Here is a 17,394-nt window from a genome sequence, read left to right as displayed (position 1 = left end):
GCTGTGACATGGGTGACAGGCACCCTCGTGGCTCGTGCCCCGACGATACGGCCTGCCCTCCGTGTATCTGGCCGCGGCCGCGGCGACGGCCGCCGCGACCGCCGTACCCCTGGCCATGACGCCCGCCTCCGGCCTCACCGCGCGCCCCGCCGTCACCGAGCCCACCCGGCCCTACATCGTCGTCGCGCGCGGCCGGGCCGCCGCCCGCGACCTCGTGGGCGAGGTGCGCTGGCGGGTGCGGCGCTACTACACGGCGGCGCTGCCCGGCTTCGCCACGTATCTCACCGCCGCCGAGCTGGCGTCGCTGCGCTCCGACCCCCGAGTGCGCGCCGTCGAGCCCGACCGGCAGATCCACCCTATGCCCGTACGGCGTCCCGCCCACCCTCTCACCGGGCCCGCGACCGGGGCCGGAACCACGATCTACCTGGTGGACAGCGGTGTCGACACCGGACGCGCCGAGTTCGGCGACCGGGCGTGGCGGGCCTACGACGCCACCGGGGGCACCGGCCGCGACTGCACCGGCCACGGCACCCAGGTCGCCGGCCGGACGCACGCCGCCGCGCCGGGGGCCGGCATCACCTCGATCAGGGCGCTCGGCTGCGGCGGGCCCGGCTCGCTGGCCGACGTGCTGGCAGGGCTGGAGTGGATCCGCAGACACGCCCGGGGACCGTCCGTCGCCGCGCTGCCCGTGGACGGCGCGGGCTCACCCGCTCTCGGCGAGGCCGTGCGCTCCCTGGTGGGCGCCGGCGTGTTCGTCGTGGGGGCCGCCGACGCCGACGGGTGCCGGATCGGGCCGGGCGGGGCCGCGTACACGGGGGCCGTGCCGCACCTCGCGGCGGCCGCCGCGCGGCTCCTGGAACGCACTCCCGACGCGAACCCGGCGATCCTCGCGTCTCTGCTCAACTGCGCCTTTGCCCGAGACGCGATTCGCCAGAACCCGTCGAGGGCCCTTAACCTCCTCATGCATAGCGGCAGGCTCTAGAGGGATGGATTCGACGAATGTGACCGGCGTCACATCGCCCCTTGGCTATCCCAGGAAGGCGATGTTCGGACATGCCGGGTACGGTGCTGGCAGGCAACCGGCACACGCGAGAGACTCAAGGGTCCGGGGGAAGAATGGCGACGCTGACGAAGGGACTCGCATGCAGGAGCTCCGACTCGTCGCGGTGAGTGAGGACGGCACCTATCTCGTACTGGCCACGGCCGGACGGGGAACCCGCTTCACTCTTCCCGTGGACGACCGGCTCCGTGCTGCCGTCCGCGGCAATTTCTCCCGTCTCGGCCAGTACGAGATCGAAGTGGAGAGTCCGTTGCGTCCCAAGGAGATCCAGGCTCGCATCCGCGCCGGGGAGACCGCCGAGGAGATCGCGGCGACCGCCGGGATCCCCGTCGAGCGGGTGCGCTGGTTCGAGGGGCCCGTCCTGCAGGAGCGGGAATACGTGGCCCAGCAGGCGCAGCGCGTCGCCGTACGCATGCCGGGCGAGTCCGCCCCGGGCCCCACGCTCGGCGACCTGGTCGCCGAGCGGCTGACCAGGCGCGGCGTCCCCACGGACGAGATCGACTGGGACTCCGCCAAGCGCGACGACGGCCTGTGGCGGGTCAAGCTCGGCTACGTCTGGAACGGTCACACGCGCCACGCCGAGTGGCTGTTCGACCCGCGCAAGCGCCACGTGACGCCGCACGACGACGAGGCCGTCCGGCTGTCGTCGGCCGACTTCGACCCGGAGCCGGCCGTGGTGGAGGACACCACGGTGACGCCGTTCGCGCCGCGCGTGGCCAAGCTGCAGCCGGTGCCGCCGCTCGCCTCCGACGCGCTGCCGTTCCCTTCGGTGGTGCGGCGCGAGCCGGAGGAGCCCGCCGTCGGCTACAACCCGCCCCCGCGCTCCACCGACCCCGGCCTCTCCCGCCCCGCCGACACCGGGACCTCCTCCCGCGAGTCGGCCTACCGCGCTGACCCGCCTTCCCGCGAGTCGGCCTACCGTGCTGATCCGCCGTCCCGCGAGTCTGCTTACCGCGGTGACTCGTCTTCTCACGAGTCGGCCTACCCTGCTGACCCACCGTCCCGCGAGTCTGCTTACCGCGGTGACTCGTCTTCTCGCGAGTCGGCCTACCTCGCAGACCCGCCCTCCCGCGAGTCCGCCTACCCCGCTGACCGGCCGTCCCGCGAATCGGCCTACCGCGCTGACTCCCCTTCTCGCGAGTCCGCCTTCCGTCAGCCGACCGACGACGCCACCCGCGACCAGTCCCCGGCGGCCCGCGACCCGCTGCGGCCCGACTCGCCGTCCCGCGAGCACGGCCACGCCCGCCCCGGCGACACCTCGTCCCGCCGTGGCGGGACTTCGCCGTGGCTGCCCGACTTCAGCTCGGGCCGCCCAGCCGACCGCGACAACGACACCATCTACGCCCCCTCCGCCCGCGCCTCCACGCCGGACGCCCCGGCCACCCACGAGCCTCCGGCCGCCGAGACCGGCACCACCCCGCAGCCGACGCCGCCCTTCGCCGAGAGCGTCACACCTGGTCAGGTGACCCCGTCGCCGGTCCAGGAGGCCGCACCCGCCGAGCCGACCTGGCAGGCGTCTCCGTCTGCCCCCACGGCTCCAGGCGCCGACCCGACCCCTTCCGCCACCACAGAACCTTCCGCCGGCGAGGGACGGTCCACCACCGAGCAGCCGTCAGCCACCGAGCCGACGTCTGCCAGCGTGGCGACGCCCGGTGACGCGGCGTCGAGCGAGGCGGCCCAGCCGAGCGAGGAGTCCACGCCCGCCGCCCCGGCAGCGTCCGCGCAGGTGACCCCTGCGGCTCAGGTGGCCCCGTCCGACGAGCCCTCCACCACCACCGATGCCGCCGCCACTGCGGAGGCGCCCACCACCGCGCAAGGGCCCGCCTCTGCGGATACGGCCGCCCAAGCGCAGCCGGCCACCGACGCGAGCGTCACAGCGGACTCCTCCGCCGAGCCATCGTCGGACGCCGCTGCCACCGTCGAGCCGACCGCTCCCGCCGTCGAGGCCACCAGTGGGACGGCCACCGTCGACGCGGCGACGCCGGCCGCCGAAACCTCGCCCACCGACGCCGGCACCACGTCCGCGACGACCTCGCCTGCCGTCGAGGCGAGCACCGGCGCCGCCGCTGCGCCCGTTCAGCCGACGACCAGCGACGCCAGCAAGCCCGAGGACGCGCCGAGCCAGGCCGCGCCCGTCGCGCCGGAAGCCCCGGCTGCGGAGACAGAGCCGAGCACGGAGAACGCGGAGCCCGACAAGCCCGCCACCGCCGAGCCGGCCGCGGCTGCCGAAACCGCCGTCGCCGATTCACCTGCCGTTACCGAGCCCGCCGCCACGGAGCCTTCAACCACCGAGCCCACCGCTGGTACGGCAGCCGCTACTGCCACCGCAGGACCCGCCCAGCAGTCCGACACCGCCGAGCCCGCCACCGTAGGACCTGCCCACGCAGAGGCCGCCGTGGCTGAGCCCACCACTGCCGAGCCCGCTACCGCCGAGCCCGCCGTCGCTGAGTCCGCCGTCGCTGAGTCCGCCACTGCCGAGCCCGCTACCGCCGAGCCCGCCGTCGCTGAGTCCGCCGTCGCTGAGTCCGCCACTGCCGAGCCCGCCGTCGCGGAGTCCGCAGCCGCCGAGCCCGCCACTGCCGAGCCCGCAGCCGCAGAGCAGCAGGCCACCACACGGCCCGCTCCCAACGCCGAGGCTCCCGCTGTCGAGCAGCCGGTCGTGGAGGACGCCGCCCCCGCAGCCGAGCAGCCCAAGCCCGAGCAGCCGAAGGCGGACGAGCAGTCGAAGCCTCAGCAGCCCGAGGCCGAGCAGGAGGCGGTCAAGGAGGAGGCGGTCAAGGAAGAGGCCAAGCCTCCGGCGCCCAAGCCGAAGCCCGCCCCCGGCGCCGAGCCCAAGGTCCCGGCCGCCCGGCCGGGGGGCAAGGACGCCAAGGAGGAGCCGCCGGTGCCGGTTCCGTCCCCGCCGCCCGCGCCCGCCGCCCGGCAGGCGCGCAAGGGCTCCCGGGGCCGCCGCGCCTCCGTCCCGACCTGGGACGAGATCATGTTCGGCGCCCGCCGCCAGGACTGACCGGCGAAGGAACACCAGGACAGCGCCCCAGCACGGCGCTGGTCGACTCCCCGGCCCCTCCAGGCCGGGGAGCGCGTCAGGAGTGCTCAGCGCCGCCGAGGAACGGAGTGAGCCATTCCGGCGTCACCTCCGCCGGAAAAGCCACCCCCTGCGCCTCCGAGACGTCGATCGCCTCGTAGCCGCCCGTGCCGGCCCCCACCCCGGCGATCAGGGTGAGCACCCCGGCGCGCCGCTGGAACCAGGTCTGCCGCAGCCGCCACCCCACCACGGCCCGCCGTTCGATCACGGCCTGGGACCGGCGCAGCGACCCCGACCGTACGCTGAGCCGCGCCCCGTCGTAGCCGTGCCCCAGTGACGCGTACCGGTCGAGCCCCAGGGGGATGCCCGCGCCGGCGAGCAGCAGCGCGACCACGGCCACGATCCACCCCAGCGTGATCCCGGTGGCCGCCGCCGCCACGGCGCTCAGCAGGGCCAGGACCGCCCAAGGGAAGATCGCGCGGAAGAGGCGGCGGTTGCGGGCCACCGGCGGGTGGGCGCGCAGGGCGGCGTCGTACGGCCCGACGGCCTCGCCGGTGACCGCGTACGCGACCGGCCGTGGCACGTCGGGGAGCAGCTGGCCGCGCGTCCGCGAGTCGCCGAGGCCGGTCACGATGGCCCAGGCGCGTACGACGCCCGCCCACCGCTCGGCCAGCCCGTCCACGATCTCGTAGCCGCGCACCCGTTCGGACTCCAGCGACACGCTCCGCCGGTTGACCAGCCCGCGCTCGGCCACCAGGTAGCCGTCGCGCCGCTTGAGCACGAAGTCCCAGTTGAAAACGGCGTACATGACCCCGCCGAGCACCGGCATCAGCAGGACGAGCAGCACCGCCACGGCCAGCAGCAGGTAGGGGCGCTCCCACAGCCACTCCCCCGCGTGCCAGGCGACGTCGCGGCCCACGCCCAGGTCGTCGCCCCACTGGAACGCCAGCCCGATCGCGCCGCCCGCGAACGCGAACGGCGTGAGCAGGTAGGCCCCGGACAGCGGACCGTACAGCAGCCACCGCTTCGGCACCCTGACGATCTCCCGCTCGGTGCGCCCGGCGACGGCGTGCGCGGGGACCACAGGGCCGGCAGGCGCGGGTTGTGCGGGCGCGGTGCGGCGCAGCAGGACGGTCTTGAGGCGTTCGGCCTCGGTGAGCGTCACCCCGTCGAGCCCGGCCTCCTCGTTCCTGCCGCTCGCCCCGGTGTCGATCTTGAGAACGGCCAGGCCCAGCAGCCGGTGCATGGGAGGCGTGGAGACGTCGACGCCGCGGATCCGCTCCAGCGGGATCGTACGGACCGACCGGCTGATGAGCGCGCGCTTGGTCTCCAGGCGGTCGCCCACGAGCTCGTACGTGAACGTCGCCCACCGGATGACCGCGAAGACCACCGTACCGACGACGCCGAGGGCGGCCCAGATGTACGACCTGGGCGAGAACCCTCCCACGAACAGCACGCCCACCAGGGGAAGGAGAAGGGAGGGCAGCATCCGCACCGGGTCGATGAGCAGCACCTTCGGGCTCAACCGCAACGGCACGGAGACAGGCATCGGCGGCGGGTACGGCCCCTGAGCCGGTGGGTACGGTCCTTGAGGCGGCGGCGCAACCGGATGACCACCGGGAGGCGGACCTGGCGGACCCGGCTCCCCCGGCCCGAACTCGCTCTGATAAGGACGGGGTTCGGTCATGTCGCGTCGTCCCTCAGCACCTCGGCCCGCCGCGCGAGCTGTTCCGCCAGCCCCGCCGCCACCCCGTACTCCAGCCCCTGGATCGTGGACGACCCGGCGTGCGACGCGGTGCGGATCTCCAAAGTGGCCAGCCCGAGCATCCGCTCGAACCACCCCTGCCCCTTGTCGACGGTCTGGATGCGGCTCACGGGCACGAAGACCCACTCCCGGGTCAGGAACCCCGACCTGGCGTAGACGACGTCGCCTGAGAGCTCCCAGCGGTGCACGGCGTAGCGTACGAACGGCTCGGCCGCCAGGAACGGCAGCCCCAGCGCCACGACCGCGACGGGCAGCAGCCAGGAGTGCTCGGAGAGCCAGTCGGGCAGCCACCCCCATCCGCCGACCAGCCGCGCCACCAGCAGCGAGCCTCCCAGCATGAGGACGAACGCCACCAGTGACTGCAGCAGCCACAGGCGTACGGCCTTGGGCGAGACGCGGTTGGCGGGGTCGCGTAGCGGGCCTTGAGAGGTCACAAGGCCAGCTTAGGACGGAAGGCGAGGCACGCCGCCGGGCCGGTAAAGATCGACGTTCCGCGCGGCGTGTCCGCCTGCCGGTCCGCGCCGCCGGTGCCATGCTCGATGGCGGCCCGGCCGCAGGCTGTCGTGCCTGGCCACGTCGGCGGCGCCACGTTCGTGCCAGCCAGGCCCAGGGCCAGCGCCAGGCCGCACCCGGAGCGCGATCGCCCCCACGCAACGTGGCAGCCGCCGTCCCCCGACCCTTCACCCGCCGGCCCTCTGCCCTTCACCCGCCGGCCGCCGGCCGCTTGCGGCCATGTCGCGATACCGGCAGGGGGTTGCGACCAGTGGGGCGGGTGTGGCGAACTTCACTACGCGGATCCCGCGATTCCGGCTGGTTTCGGTTCCTTTACCGGGCGCGGACCATCGAGAAACGGTCTGCGCATCGCCGAGAGCCGCGTAGCATCGTCCGGCATGGGGCTGTGTAACACGGCAACGCGTCTGCGACGCATCACCGTCACTGTGACGGCTGTGGCCGCTGCGTTCGCGCTGACGGGTTGCGGCAGTCTCATCGGCAGATCACAGGCCAAGGACATCGCGGAGATCAACGTCTCTAGCCCGGAGCTGCGCGACGGCAAACCGCTGCCGCGCGAATACTCCTGCCAGGGCGGTCAGGGCAGCCCGCCGCTGCGCTGGTCGAGTCAGCCGCTGTCGGAGGCCAAGTCGATCGCGATCGTGGTCGACTCGCACACCTCCTCGGACGCGGCCGTGCACTGGGTGCTCTACAACATCCCGGCGACCACGACCGAGCTGGGCCCCAACGCCGCCGAAGACCCGCCGGAGGGCAGCGGTCAGGCGAAGGTGACCAGCGGGAAAACGGGTTACGACCCCCCATGCAGGACCCCGGGGAGCTACCGCTTCACGGTCTACACGCTGAACGGCAAGGTCGATCCGGCAGCGGGGAGCACCCTCCCCGAGATTCTCAAGAGCATTGCGGACCAGACCATCGCCCGCGGCAGACTGACGGCGGTCGACATCGAGTGATAGGGCGAACACCCCTGGTAATAGGGTGTACCAATTCTTCACGTAGGGTGTGACAACGCTCATAGTGGTCCGACACAATCAGATCCAATCGTTAGGCATTGGTGATCAAAGGGGGCAGATCGCGTCGATGGCCGCGCGATCTCACCGATGCCAGAGGGAGGCCATGGCTTTGAGGGTGGTGCAATGACAGCGGTCGTCGTGAGCTTGGTCGCTATCGTGCTCCTCGTGCTCGTCGTCGTGGCACTGGGCATGCGTTCGATGAGTCGGCGAGAGAGCTCGTTGCCTCCTGAACGGCTGAAGGAGATGGCCGAGAAGGAGGAGAAGACCCATGCGCGCTCCACGGACGAGTTCGCGTCCCACGAGCCGCGGATGGCGAACTTCAGCCCCGACTTCAGCCCCATAGACGCGCCCAAGCAGCCCAAGCCGGTCCGTACGGGCCAGCGCGGCAAACGCGGCGTGGACGAGTGGGGCAACCCCGTCAACGACGAGGACGACGAGGAGTTCTGGGCCAACATCCGCAGCGACGCCGAGCAGGGCGGCTTCGGCGCGGGCGGCACCGTGGCGGCCAGGAAGGCCGCCAGCCGCCCCGGCGAGCCCGCCTCCGAGCGTCCCGCCGAGCGGCCCGCCGAACGCCCCGGTGAGCGTCCCGCCGAGCGGCAGCCGCAGCGCGCCGCCGAGCGCCCCGGCCGCCAGGACCGCTCCACGGAACGTCCCGGCGACCGTCCTAGCGAGCGGCGCGCCGAGCGCAAGGCCAAGCCGCGCCCCGTGGCCGCGAGCGTCGACCCCGACGCGACCACCATCCAGGCCCCTCTGCCGCAGCGCCCGGCCCCGGCCGCCGCTGCCGCCAACCTCGCCGATCTCGTCGAGCCCGGCCGGCGCACTCCCTCCCAGGCCGAGCTCGCCGAGCAGCGCACCGTGACCTTCGCCGCCCCGACGCCCGACGTGATGAGCATCCTCGGCGCGGGCGCGCAGCCGGTGCCCGCCGCCCGGCCCGAGCCGTCCCCGGCGCCCCGCTCCTCGCGCTCCTCCCGCTCCCGCTCCCGCGCCGCGGCGAGCCCCGCCGCCGCGAGCCCGGCCGCCCCGGCCCCTGCCGCGACCCCTGCCGCGACCCCGGCCACCGCCGGTCCCGCCGCCACGAGCAGCGGCTCCTACCCGGCCATCTCCTCCAACAGCGCCACCACCAGCGGCTCGTTCCCGGCCGCCACGCCCACCACCAGCGGCTCGTTCCCTGCCGCCTCGCCCACCTCCAGCGGTTCGTTCCCGATCGCGCACCCGGCGCCCATCCACGGCGCGCCGACGAGCGACCCGTTCCCCGCCGCCTACACCGGCGCCCCGGCCGACGCCCTCGACACCACGTGGACGACGCCCGCGCCGACCTCGTCCGGCTCCTGGCCCGCGGGGCCGGTGGCCGACATCCTCGACGACGCGGCTCCGGCCGCCGCCTCCTACCCCGGCCCGGCGAGCTCCTGGCCGGCGTTCGAGCAGCCCGCGTCCCGCTCGTCCTACCCCGCCTCCTACGAGGTGCGTCCCGGCTGGGCGGTGGCCGACGACTCCGACCCGGTGACCGGGCCGACCCCCGCCGCGGGCACCCCGACGGTGCCGAACCGCGCGGTCTCGGCGTCCGGCTCCTACCCGGACGTGCTGTCGACCCCGACGCCGGCCTCGCCGCCGTCCGCGTACCCCGCGTACGAGACCGGCGACATCACCAGCCTGCCCGCCACCGCCTGGCCCGAGCCGCCCGCCGCGGGCGGCGCACAGGCCCCGTGGCCCGGCTACGGCGCCCAGCCGCAGCCGGCCGCCCCTCAGGCGGCCCCCAACGCCGCCGACGCCACCCCCGGCGGCCGCAGGCGCCGCGAGCAGGACTACCCGCACGACTACTACCGCTGAGACACCGGCCGGCATCCCGCTGAAGGACACATTTGTTGAGCGCCGCCCTCGCGCGGCGCATCTCACCGGGCCGCCGGCCGTCCTCATTACTCGGTAAAACCCACGCGAAGCGCAGCCAAAGCGCGGAAGCCCGCGGACTAGGGTTTCCTGCATGTTCCGCGACACGCAGGGTCGCCTGCTGAACACCCTCCGTCATGACGTGCCTGCCTCGCTGGTGGTCTCCCTCGTGGCGGTGCCCCTCTCCCTCGGCATCGCGCTGGCCTCGGGGGCCCCGCTCGCGTCCGGACTGATCGCCGCCGTGGTGGGCGGCGTGGTCGCGGGCGCGCTGGGCGGCTCGTCGGTGCAGGTGAGCGGGCCGGCGGCGGGACTGTCGCTGGTGGTCGTGGACCTGGTGCAGACGTACGGCTGGCGCGCCACCTGCATGATCACGCTGCTGGCCGGCGCGGTGCAGCTCGTGCTGGGCATGCTCAAGGCGGCCAGGGCGGCGCTCGCGGTCTCGCCGGCCGTCATCCACGGCATGCTGGCGGCGGTGGGGGTGATCATCGCGCTGTCCCAGCTCCACGTGGTGCTGGGCGGCTCGCCGCAGCAGTCGGCGGTGGCGAACCTGATCCAGCTTCCCGGCCAGCTCGCCGACGTGCACGGCCACAAGGTCATGGTGGGCCTGGTGACGATCGGGGTGCTCGCGCTGTGGACGCGGCTGCCCAGGCGGGTCAGGGCCGTCCCCGCGCCGCTGGCCGCGCTGCTGGCCGCGGCGGCGACGGCGTGGATGTTCGACTGGAACGTCACCCGCGTCGACCTGTCCGGCAGCGGCGTCGAGTGGGCCTTCCCCGTGCTGCCGCAGGGCGACTGGCACCTGGTGGTGGCCGCGGTGCTGCTGGTGGCGCTGCTGGCCGGCTGCGAGTCGCTGCTGTGCTGCGTGGCCGTGGACGGCCGGCACGGCGGCCGGCGCGCCGATCTCGACCAGGAGCTGACCGGGCAGGGCGTCGCCAACATGGTGTCGGGCGCGCTCGGCGGCCTGCCGGTGGCCGGGGTGATCGTGCGCAGCACCGCGAACGTGGTGGCGGGGGCGCGTACCCGCTGCTCGACCATCCTGCACGGGGTGTGGGTGCTGGTGTTCGCGCTCGGGTTCGGCTGGTCGATCGCGCTGATCCCGATGGAGGCGCTGGCGGCGCTGCTGGTGTTCATCGGCGTGCAGATGGTGAACCTCGGCCACATCAGGAAGGTGCACGGCCACGGCGAGGTCCCCGTATACGTCGTGACCATGGTCACCGTGATCCTGCTGGGCCTGGCCGAGGGCGTACTGGCCGGGCTCGGGCTGGCCGCGCTGCTCGCGCTGCGCCGGCTGACCTGGGTGACGGTGCTCAAGCGCGACGGCAGGGACGGCCGGCTGCACGTGACGGTGTCGGGGTCACTGACGTTCCTCGGGGTGCCGCGGCTGACCCGCGAGCTGCGGACGATCGCCTCGGGCACGCCGGTCGACCTCGACCTCAACATCGACTTCATGGACAACGCCGCCTTCGAGGCGTTGCACTCCTGGCGGCTGGACCACGAGCGGACGGGCGGCACGGTCGACATCGACGAGCTGCACGACGAGTGGTACGCGCTGACGGCGAGCGGCGCACGGAGCCGCCCGACGAAGAAGTCGCTGCCGGTGGCGCCGGACCGCTGGTGGCTCCCGTGGGACCAGCGGCGCCGCGGCCCCGGCAGGCGCACCGTGGTCTCGAACGGCGGATCCGTCCAGGTGGACTGCCAGCTCACGGCGGGGGCGCACGAGTACCACCGGCGCACGGCCCCGCTGGTGCGCCCGCTCTTCACCGAGCTGGCCCGCAGGCAGCAGCCGTCGCACCTGTTCATCACGTGCGCCGACTCCCGGATCGTGCCCAGCCTGATCACCGCGAGCGGCCCCGGCGACCTGTTCACCGTACGCAACATCGGCAACCTGGTGCCGCGCCGCGGCGCCGAGCCGCCCGACGACTCGGTGGTGGCCGCCATCGAGTACGCGACCCAGGTGCTGGGCGTGCACACGATCACCGTGTGCGGCCACTCGGGGTGCGGCGCGATGGCCGGGGTGCTGAGCGCGGGCGTACGGGCGGGCAGTCTGCCGGGGCTGCGGCGCTGGCTGCGGCACGGCCATCACAGTCTGGCCAGGTTCATCGAGACGGAGGGCGACCGGCTGCACTCCGGGGCGCTGGACGTGCTGTGCCGGGTCAACGTGCAGCAGCAGCTGGAGAACCTGCGGACGTACCGGAAGGTCGACGAGCAGGTCAGGGCCGGGAAGCTGGAGCTGGTGGGGTTGTTCTTCGACATCGCGATGGCCCGGGTGCACCTGGTGCCGCCGCTGCGGGCTACGCCCTCGGTGAAGATGTCCGATGGCGGGGTGCTCGCGGGCGAAGAATGGGGCGCATGAAGGTTCTTGTCATAGGTGGTTCGGGGTTCCTGGGGCGTGCCGTCGTGGAGGAGGCGCTGGCCCGGGGCCATGAGGTCACGACGTTCAACAGGGGGCGCAGCGGCGCCGACGTGCCCGGGGTGGAGGCCGTGCGCGGCGACCGCGAGTCGCCGGCCGACCTGGAGCGGCTGGCCGAAGGCCGCAAGTGGGACTACGTGGTCGATACCTCCGGCTATGTCCCCCGCGTGGTGGGCGCGTCGGCGCGGGCGCTGACCGGGCACGCGGGCACCTACGCGTTCATCTCGACGATCTCGGCGCTCGCCGGGTTCCCCGCCGAGCCCGCCGGCGACGACGCCGAGCTCTGGCCGTGCGCGCCCGACGCCGGCCCCGAGGACGGCAACTACGGCGTGCTGAAGGCGGGCTGCGAGCGGGCGGTCGAGCAGGGCTTCGACGGCGACGTGCTGATCGTGCAGCCGGGCATCATCCTGGGGCCGTACGAAGACGTCGCCCGGCTGCCGTGGTGGCTCACCAGGATCGCGCGCGGCGGCAAGGTGCTGGCGCCGGGCGAGCCGGACGAGCCGCTGCAGTTCGTGGACGCCCGCGACCTGGCGATCTTCACGCTCGACCAGGCCGAGCGCGGCGGCAACGGCCGGTTCGTGGTGACCGGGCCGGTGGGCCAGACCACCTACGGGGAGTGGCTGCAGGCGTGCAAGGACGCCACCGGGTCCGACGCCGAGTTCGTGTGGGTGGACAGCGAGTTCCTGATCGAGCAGGGCGCCGGGGCGTTCGTGGAGCTGCCGCTCTGGCCCGGCCCGCCGTCGCCCGAGAACACGCATTTCTGGACCGTCCCGACCGACCGGGCTCAGGCCGCGGGGCTGCGGATCCGCCCGGTGGCCGAGACCGTACGCGACACGTGGGCGTGGCTGCGGGAGATCCCGGAGCAGGAGCGCAACTTCGGCAAGAGGAGCACGCACGGCATCGCGCCGGAGAAGGAGGAGGCGATCCTCGCCGCCTGGGCGGCCCGTTCTGCGTAATCCTCCACAGACCGGGAGCGTCCGGCGGGCTAGTGTCCCGCTTGTGGAGCCGGTCCTCACTCCCAGGGGCCGGAGGGGCGGAGACCTGCGGCGTCTCCGCCCCTCGCACGCCTGAAATTTTTCTCGGCCGGCATGTAGAGAACCCGCTCCCTGCTCCGACTCCTTCGTGAGAACCACCCCACCACGAAGGAGAATGCGAGATGAGCAAGGTCACCTGCGACATGGCGATGTCACTGGACGGCTTCACGGCCGGCCCGAACCAGAGCCTGCGCAACCCGTTCGGCGAGGGCGAGGACGGGCGGCTGACCCGCTGGATGGTCGACGAGCCGGAGGCGCACGCCGAGGTCATGGCGAGCATCACGGACGCGGGGGCGTTCATCATGGGCCGCAACATGTTCAGCCCCGGGCGCGGGGCGTGGGACCTCGGCTGGACCGGCTGGTGGGGTGAGGAGCCTCCGTACCACGCGCCGGTCTTCGTCCTCACCCACCACCCGCGCGAGCCGCTGACGATGAAGGGCGGGACGACGTTCTTCTTCGTCACCGACGGCATCGAGGCGGCTCTGGAGCGGGCGCGGGAGGCGGCGGGTGGGCGCTCGGTCGCCATCGCGGGCGGGGCGCACACGGTCAACCAGTATCTGGCGGCGGGGCTGATCGACGAGCTGCGCCTGCACGTCGCGCCCGTCTTCCTGGGGCGGGGCGAACGGCTGCTCGCCGGGATGGAGAACCTCGACCTCGAACCGGCCGGCGAGCCGTGGGGCACGGCCCTCGTCACGCACCTGACGTACCGGCTGCCCCGCCGCGCCTGAACCCCCTGCCGGCTGCTCGACTCAGGGCCGCGGGCGCCGGGCGCCCTCTCGGTCGAAGGCGGCGCCCTCTCAGCTGCTGGAGGCGGCGCCCTCCCCGCTACTGGTGGGGGCGCCCGCCCCGCGGCTGGAGGCGGCGCCCTCGCCGCTGCCGCTGGAGGCGGCGCCCTCCCCGCTGAAGTACGCCGCCACCACCCGCGTGTGCAGCGAGAACGCCAGCTCCCGCGGCCCGTCGATCAGCAGCCACTCCGACGTCTCCTCGGTCGCCACCACCGGCGGAAGCGCGTCGGCGGCCACCCGCGGCCCGACCCCGAACACCAGCAGCGTCCCGTCGGGCGCACTGATCACGTCGAACAGCCGCACCTCCCCCGCATCCACGACCACCCCGGTCTCCTCGCGCAGCTCCCGCACGGCCGCCTCCTGCCACGACTCCCCCAGGTCGATGAAGCCACCCGGCAGCGCCAGCTCCCCGCGCCGCGGCTCGACCGCCCGCCGCACCACCAGCACCCGCCCGCCCTCCACCGGCAGCACCAGCACGGCGACGGGCAGCGGATTGAGATAACTGGTGTTCCCACACGCGGCACAGGTGCGCGGCCACGGCTGCCCGCCCGCGAAAGCCGCACCGCAGAAGGAGCAATGAGAGTTCCTGGTCGTCATCGGCCCAGCCGTTCCATGAGTTTCCCGGCGAACCGGTGCATGTGGGGATCAAGGTGCTCGCCGGGCTCGTCGAGCAGCCGCCGCGGCGTTACCCACCTGATCGCGGAGAACTCCCGCCGGTCGTAGGTGGTGACGGTGTCGACGTCGAGGACGTACCAGAGCGAGACGTCAGTGTGCGCCCCCTCACCCCGCGTCCGCGCCGAGCTGACGAAGAACGGCCGATCACCACTGACAGCACTCGGAACCGCCGCCGTGTGCAACTCCTCCTGGCACTCCCGGACGACGGTGGCCCAGGGATCCTCCTCCGGCTCCACATGCCCGCCGCTGGGCAACCACAGCCCGGCCTTCCGGTGCGCCACCAGCAGCAACTCCTCGTTCGGATTGAGCGCCACGAAGTAGCTCACCAGGTGCGGATCGGGAACATCGGGCTTCCTGGTCCGATACAGCGGCGCCCCGCCGGCGATCCAGGCCAGCGCGCCGGCCGCCTGCTCCTCCTCCATCCGATCCCAGGGCGTGATCGCCTGGATCCGCTCCATGAGCCGGACCCGCGCGGAAGCGGCTTCCGAAGATCCCTCGGCGACCATGCAGAGCAATCTAGTGCTGTGACCGGAACTCGATCATCGGGTGGGCGTGATCGGGTCCGCCTTAGGCGTGACTGCGGCTGGTGGCGGAAGTGCACATGGCACTGTCGACGGACCACAAGTCGGCTTGGCGCCTCGATGGTGTCAGGAACTGCTCGCGGTCCCAGGGCTACCCAGGTGCCGAGCGAAGAATCGGATCGAGCTGTCGATTTCGAAGGACGGGACTCGAAAGTGGCTGCCGGGGTTGGCGTGCAGGGTCTTCTCGGCGGAGCCGAGCGCGTCGAACAGCTTCATCACCGAGTCGCGCGGATTGCCTTCGTCGTCCCACTGCAGCACGAACTCGACCGGGATCGTGATCCGCGCCGCGGTGTCGGTGAGCCAATCGCTTCCGATGAGGCCGAGGACGGCAGCGGTGATCCGAGGTTCGGCCGCGACCAGGCGAATGCCCATCTCACCGGCCTGGGACAGGCCGTAGTACCCGACGGGCTGGTTGTCGCCGACGGAGTCCAGTTTCTGGAGCGCGTCCAGGGTGATCTGCCAGTCAGGGATGAGCTGCGCCGCCACGGCTTCGTTGAGGGCGGGCCACTCCGGGCCGGACCTGAAGGGCTCGCCCGCGGCCTCTTGTTCCTGTATGAGCGCGACGAGCCGCTGGATCTGCGGGTGCTCCGGCCTGTCGCCGGTGCCTGGAGCATCGATCGCGGCGACAGCGAAGCCGCAGGAGGTGACGTAGGGGAAGGCCCGGGAAACGACCTCCCATCCCTTTTTGTGCTGGCCGCCGCCGTGCCCGATCAAGACCAGCGGACGGGGACCGGAGCCCTCGGCGGGCGTCCAAAGCACCCCAGGGATGTCTCCGACAGTGAAGAGTTGTTCGCGTATGCCGTCAGCGACGGTTTCCGAGGCAATGCGCATGACAGGATTACATCGGCATTCCCGCTGATGCGGCGAGCCAATTATGCGGGCGGCCAGGCCGCAGACGGTGGCGCCCGCCGGGCTGTTCACGTTCAGCCGTACGGCCGTACCTACGGCAGGGGCAGCGGTTTGGCCTCAAGATGGAAACATGCTCGGAGAGCGCTTGCAGTCCTACCGGAAGCTGCGCGGCCTCAGCCAGCGCGAGCTGGCCGCGCGGTCCGGTGTCGCCCTGTCCCTGATCCGGAAGGTGGAGCAAGGCGAACGCAAGGGCGTACGCATCGAGACCATTCGAGCCTGGGCCACAGCGCTGGACGTCACCACTACTGCGCTACTCGGCCCCGTGTCGGAGACCGAACAGCAGAGCGGGGATGGGGATCGCCTCGCGCCGCTACGGCAAGCGCTACAGGGCGCGGCCCTGGCTGACGTGGAAGACGTGCCGACCCCAGACGGCTTGCGGTCCGCCATCGCAAGCGCCGTACGGCTCTACCACGACGACGCATACGCCGAGCTGACCACGATCCTGCCCGTCCTGGTCAAGGAAGCACGAACCCTCGTAGAGCACGGCGGGCCGGAAACCCTGGCCATCCGCGCCAGGGTCCTGCAACTGGTCGGCTCCCTGGCTACCCAGACCCGAGTGTTCGACGTGGCCGAGCTCGCCCTGGAAGGCGCCGTAGCGGACGCGATCGAGACTGGCGACCGCATAGAGGCCGCGTCCGCCGTCATCACCTTGTGCTGGCTCCTCCTGCGCCAGCGCCGCCTTGATGAAGCGCGTTCGCGCGCCGTTGACTGGGCGGACGAGATCGAGCCGCGCATGTCACGAGCGACCAGCACGGAACTCTCCGCCTGGGGATGGCTGCTGCTGCGCGGCAGTGCGGCAGCCATTCGAGACAACCGGCCGGACGAGGCGGACGACATGATGCGGTTGGCCCTGTCGGGCGCGGTTCGCATGGGACGGGAACACAGCTCTTACCACGAATACTTCACGACGTTCGGACCCGCCACGGTTCAGATGAAGCGGGTGGAGAACGCCATTATCGAGCATCAGCCAGAGCGGGCCCTACGGCTCGCACGCGAGGTACCTCCAGAGTTGAGACCCACCAGCGACAACCGAAACCGGCATTTTTTGGACGTGGCCAACGCTCATATCATGCTACGCGAGTACGACAAAGCCCTAGATATCCTGTCGCAGCTTGCAGGCGAAGCGCCCACATGGCTGCCGAATCAGCGTTACGCCCAGGACATGCTCCGGACCATCGTCGGCCGCCGTCGCACGCTGACACCGGAAATGCGGAAATTGGCGGACGCGGTGGGTCTGGAACCCTAGGCGTGTGGCACTTCACGGCGCGGCCCGCCGAAAGTGCCACAGACAGCTTTACCTCGGCCTTTCTACCTTGTGGTCATGCACTCTCGAAACCCATCCGCACAGCTCGAAGGACTAGAACTAGGCGAGCCCGTCACAGAGGCGGAAGCCGACCGGCAACGTGCCGCGCTGGACGGCGTTCTGAAGCACCTGGCGAAAACAGTCGATCTGCATGCTGAGCTGATTACCCGGATTGCTATCGACTGCGAAAGGCAACCTGAATCGAGCGCCGAGAAACGCCGGTATCCGCCAGCGCTGCTCGTCTACGCGGACGCCGGGCGAAGAGTCGCGACGGTCTCCATTGGAGAGCGCTCCGGTAGTTACCTGGTCGAGCTGGCGCGCATGGCGGCGCCAGCCGCAGACATACCCCGTGACTGGATCGCGGTCGTCCCCGCGTACCTCCCCGATCAGGCAGCGCTAGTGATCGCACAGCACGCAGGGTGCACCGGCGAATGATGACGCAATCC

14 protein-coding genes are annotated in these 17,394 nt (G+C 72.3%); 9 read left to right on the top strand and 5 right to left on the bottom strand.

The genetic code is table 11. From position 1 onward, the window contains the following. Nucleotides 1-34 precede the first annotated feature (34 nt). Together ACBR40_RS17080 and sepH are read left to right on the top strand one after the other, a co-directional pair. Nucleotides 35-982 carry a S8 family serine peptidase gene (locus ACBR40_RS17080; protein WP_371249360.1) on the top strand — a complete coding sequence of 316 codons (948 nt, stop codon included), beginning with the start codon at nt 35-37 and terminating at the stop codon, nt 980-982. Nucleotides 983-1,142: 160 nt separating this feature from the next. Beyond that, on the top strand, nt 1,143-4,067 hold the full coding sequence (gene sepH / locus ACBR40_RS17075) for a septation protein SepH (protein ID WP_371249359.1): 2,925 nt from the start codon (nt 1,143-1,145) through the stop codon (nt 4,065-4,067). 76 nt (nt 4,068-4,143) lie between these two features. On the opposite strand, the gene ACBR40_RS17070 is transcribed toward sepH, so the two are convergent. Continuing rightward, nucleotides 4,144-5,634: a PH domain-containing protein gene (locus ACBR40_RS17070; protein ID WP_371249358.1), complete on the bottom strand. Its 1,491-nt coding sequence runs from the start codon at nt 5,632-5,634 to the stop codon at nt 4,144-4,146. A 134-nt stretch (nt 5,635-5,768) separates the two neighbouring features. After that, nucleotides 5,769-6,284 carry a PH domain-containing protein gene (locus tag ACBR40_RS17065; RefSeq protein ID WP_371249357.1) on the bottom strand — a complete coding sequence of 172 codons (516 nt, stop codon included), beginning with the start codon at nt 6,282-6,284 and terminating at the stop codon, nt 5,769-5,771. A 513-nt stretch (nt 6,285-6,797) separates the two neighbouring features. On the opposite strand from ACBR40_RS17065, the gene ACBR40_RS17060 reads away from it, so the two are divergent. The 5 genes from ACBR40_RS17060 to ACBR40_RS17040 all read left to right on the top strand — a co-directional run bounded on the left by ACBR40_RS17060 (nt 6,798) and on the right by ACBR40_RS17040 (nt 13,423). Continuing rightward, entirely contained in the window at nt 6,798-7,310 is a 513-nt protein-coding gene (locus ACBR40_RS17060) for a YbhB/YbcL family Raf kinase inhibitor-like protein (protein ID WP_371249356.1), read from the top strand. A gap of 198 nt (nt 7,311-7,508) precedes the next feature. Then, entirely contained in the window at nt 7,509-9,197 is a 1,689-nt protein-coding gene (locus ACBR40_RS17055; protein ID WP_371249355.1) for a hypothetical protein, read from the top strand. 151 nt (nt 9,198-9,348) lie between these two features. Further along, entirely contained in the window at nt 9,349-11,604 is a 2,256-nt protein-coding gene (locus ACBR40_RS17050) for a SulP family inorganic anion transporter (protein WP_371249354.1), read from the top strand. Next, nucleotides 11,601-12,617, top strand: a complete 1,017-nt coding sequence (locus tag ACBR40_RS17045) for an NAD-dependent epimerase/dehydratase family protein (RefSeq protein ID WP_344212431.1) — start codon at nt 11,601-11,603, stop codon at nt 12,615-12,617. Before ACBR40_RS17050 ends, ACBR40_RS17045 begins: the two co-directional genes overlap by 4 nt. A gap of 200 nt (nt 12,618-12,817) precedes the next feature. Further along, nucleotides 12,818-13,423, top strand: coding sequence for a dihydrofolate reductase family protein (locus tag ACBR40_RS17040; protein ID WP_344212433.1), 606 nt, complete (start codon nt 12,818-12,820; stop codon nt 13,421-13,423). A gap of 69 nt (nt 13,424-13,492) precedes the next feature. Here ACBR40_RS17040 and ACBR40_RS17035 read toward each other — a convergent pair whose 3' ends face one another. The 3 genes from ACBR40_RS17035 to ACBR40_RS17025 form a co-directional block, all read right to left on the bottom strand. Continuing rightward, a complete protein-coding gene (locus tag ACBR40_RS17035) occupies nt 13,493-13,957 on the bottom strand; it encodes an NUDIX domain-containing protein (protein WP_371249353.1) in 465 nt (154 codons plus the stop codon). A 116-nt stretch (nt 13,958-14,073) separates the two neighbouring features. Then, nucleotides 14,074-14,661 carry an NUDIX domain-containing protein gene (locus ACBR40_RS17030; RefSeq protein ID WP_371249352.1) on the bottom strand — a complete coding sequence of 196 codons (588 nt, stop codon included), beginning with the start codon at nt 14,659-14,661 and terminating at the stop codon, nt 14,074-14,076. 141 nt (nt 14,662-14,802) lie between these two features. Continuing rightward, nucleotides 14,803-15,567 carry an alpha/beta hydrolase gene (locus ACBR40_RS17025; protein WP_371249351.1) on the bottom strand — a complete coding sequence of 255 codons (765 nt, stop codon included), beginning with the start codon at nt 15,565-15,567 and terminating at the stop codon, nt 14,803-14,805. Between the two features lie 148 nt (nt 15,568-15,715). On the opposite strand from ACBR40_RS17025, the gene ACBR40_RS17020 reads away from it, so the two are divergent. Beyond that, nucleotides 15,716-16,891: a helix-turn-helix domain-containing protein gene (locus ACBR40_RS17020; RefSeq protein WP_371249350.1), complete on the top strand. Its 1,176-nt coding sequence runs from the start codon at nt 15,716-15,718 to the stop codon at nt 16,889-16,891. 75 nt (nt 16,892-16,966) lie between these two features. Beyond that, the gene (locus tag ACBR40_RS17015) at nt 16,967-17,383 is read left to right on the top strand and encodes a hypothetical protein (protein WP_371249349.1); all 417 of its coding nucleotides are present in this window, start codon (nt 16,967-16,969) and stop codon (nt 17,381-17,383) included. Nucleotides 17,384-17,394: the final 11 nt, after the last annotated feature.

The sequence above is a fragment of the Nonomuraea sp. AD125B genome (assembly GCF_041402765.1).
Taxonomy (GTDB): Bacteria; Actinomycetota; Actinomycetes; order Streptosporangiales; family Streptosporangiaceae; genus Nonomuraea; species Nonomuraea bangladeshensis.
Note: the sequence above shows the minus strand (reverse complement) of the source record. Positions and strands in the feature narration are given on the sequence as shown.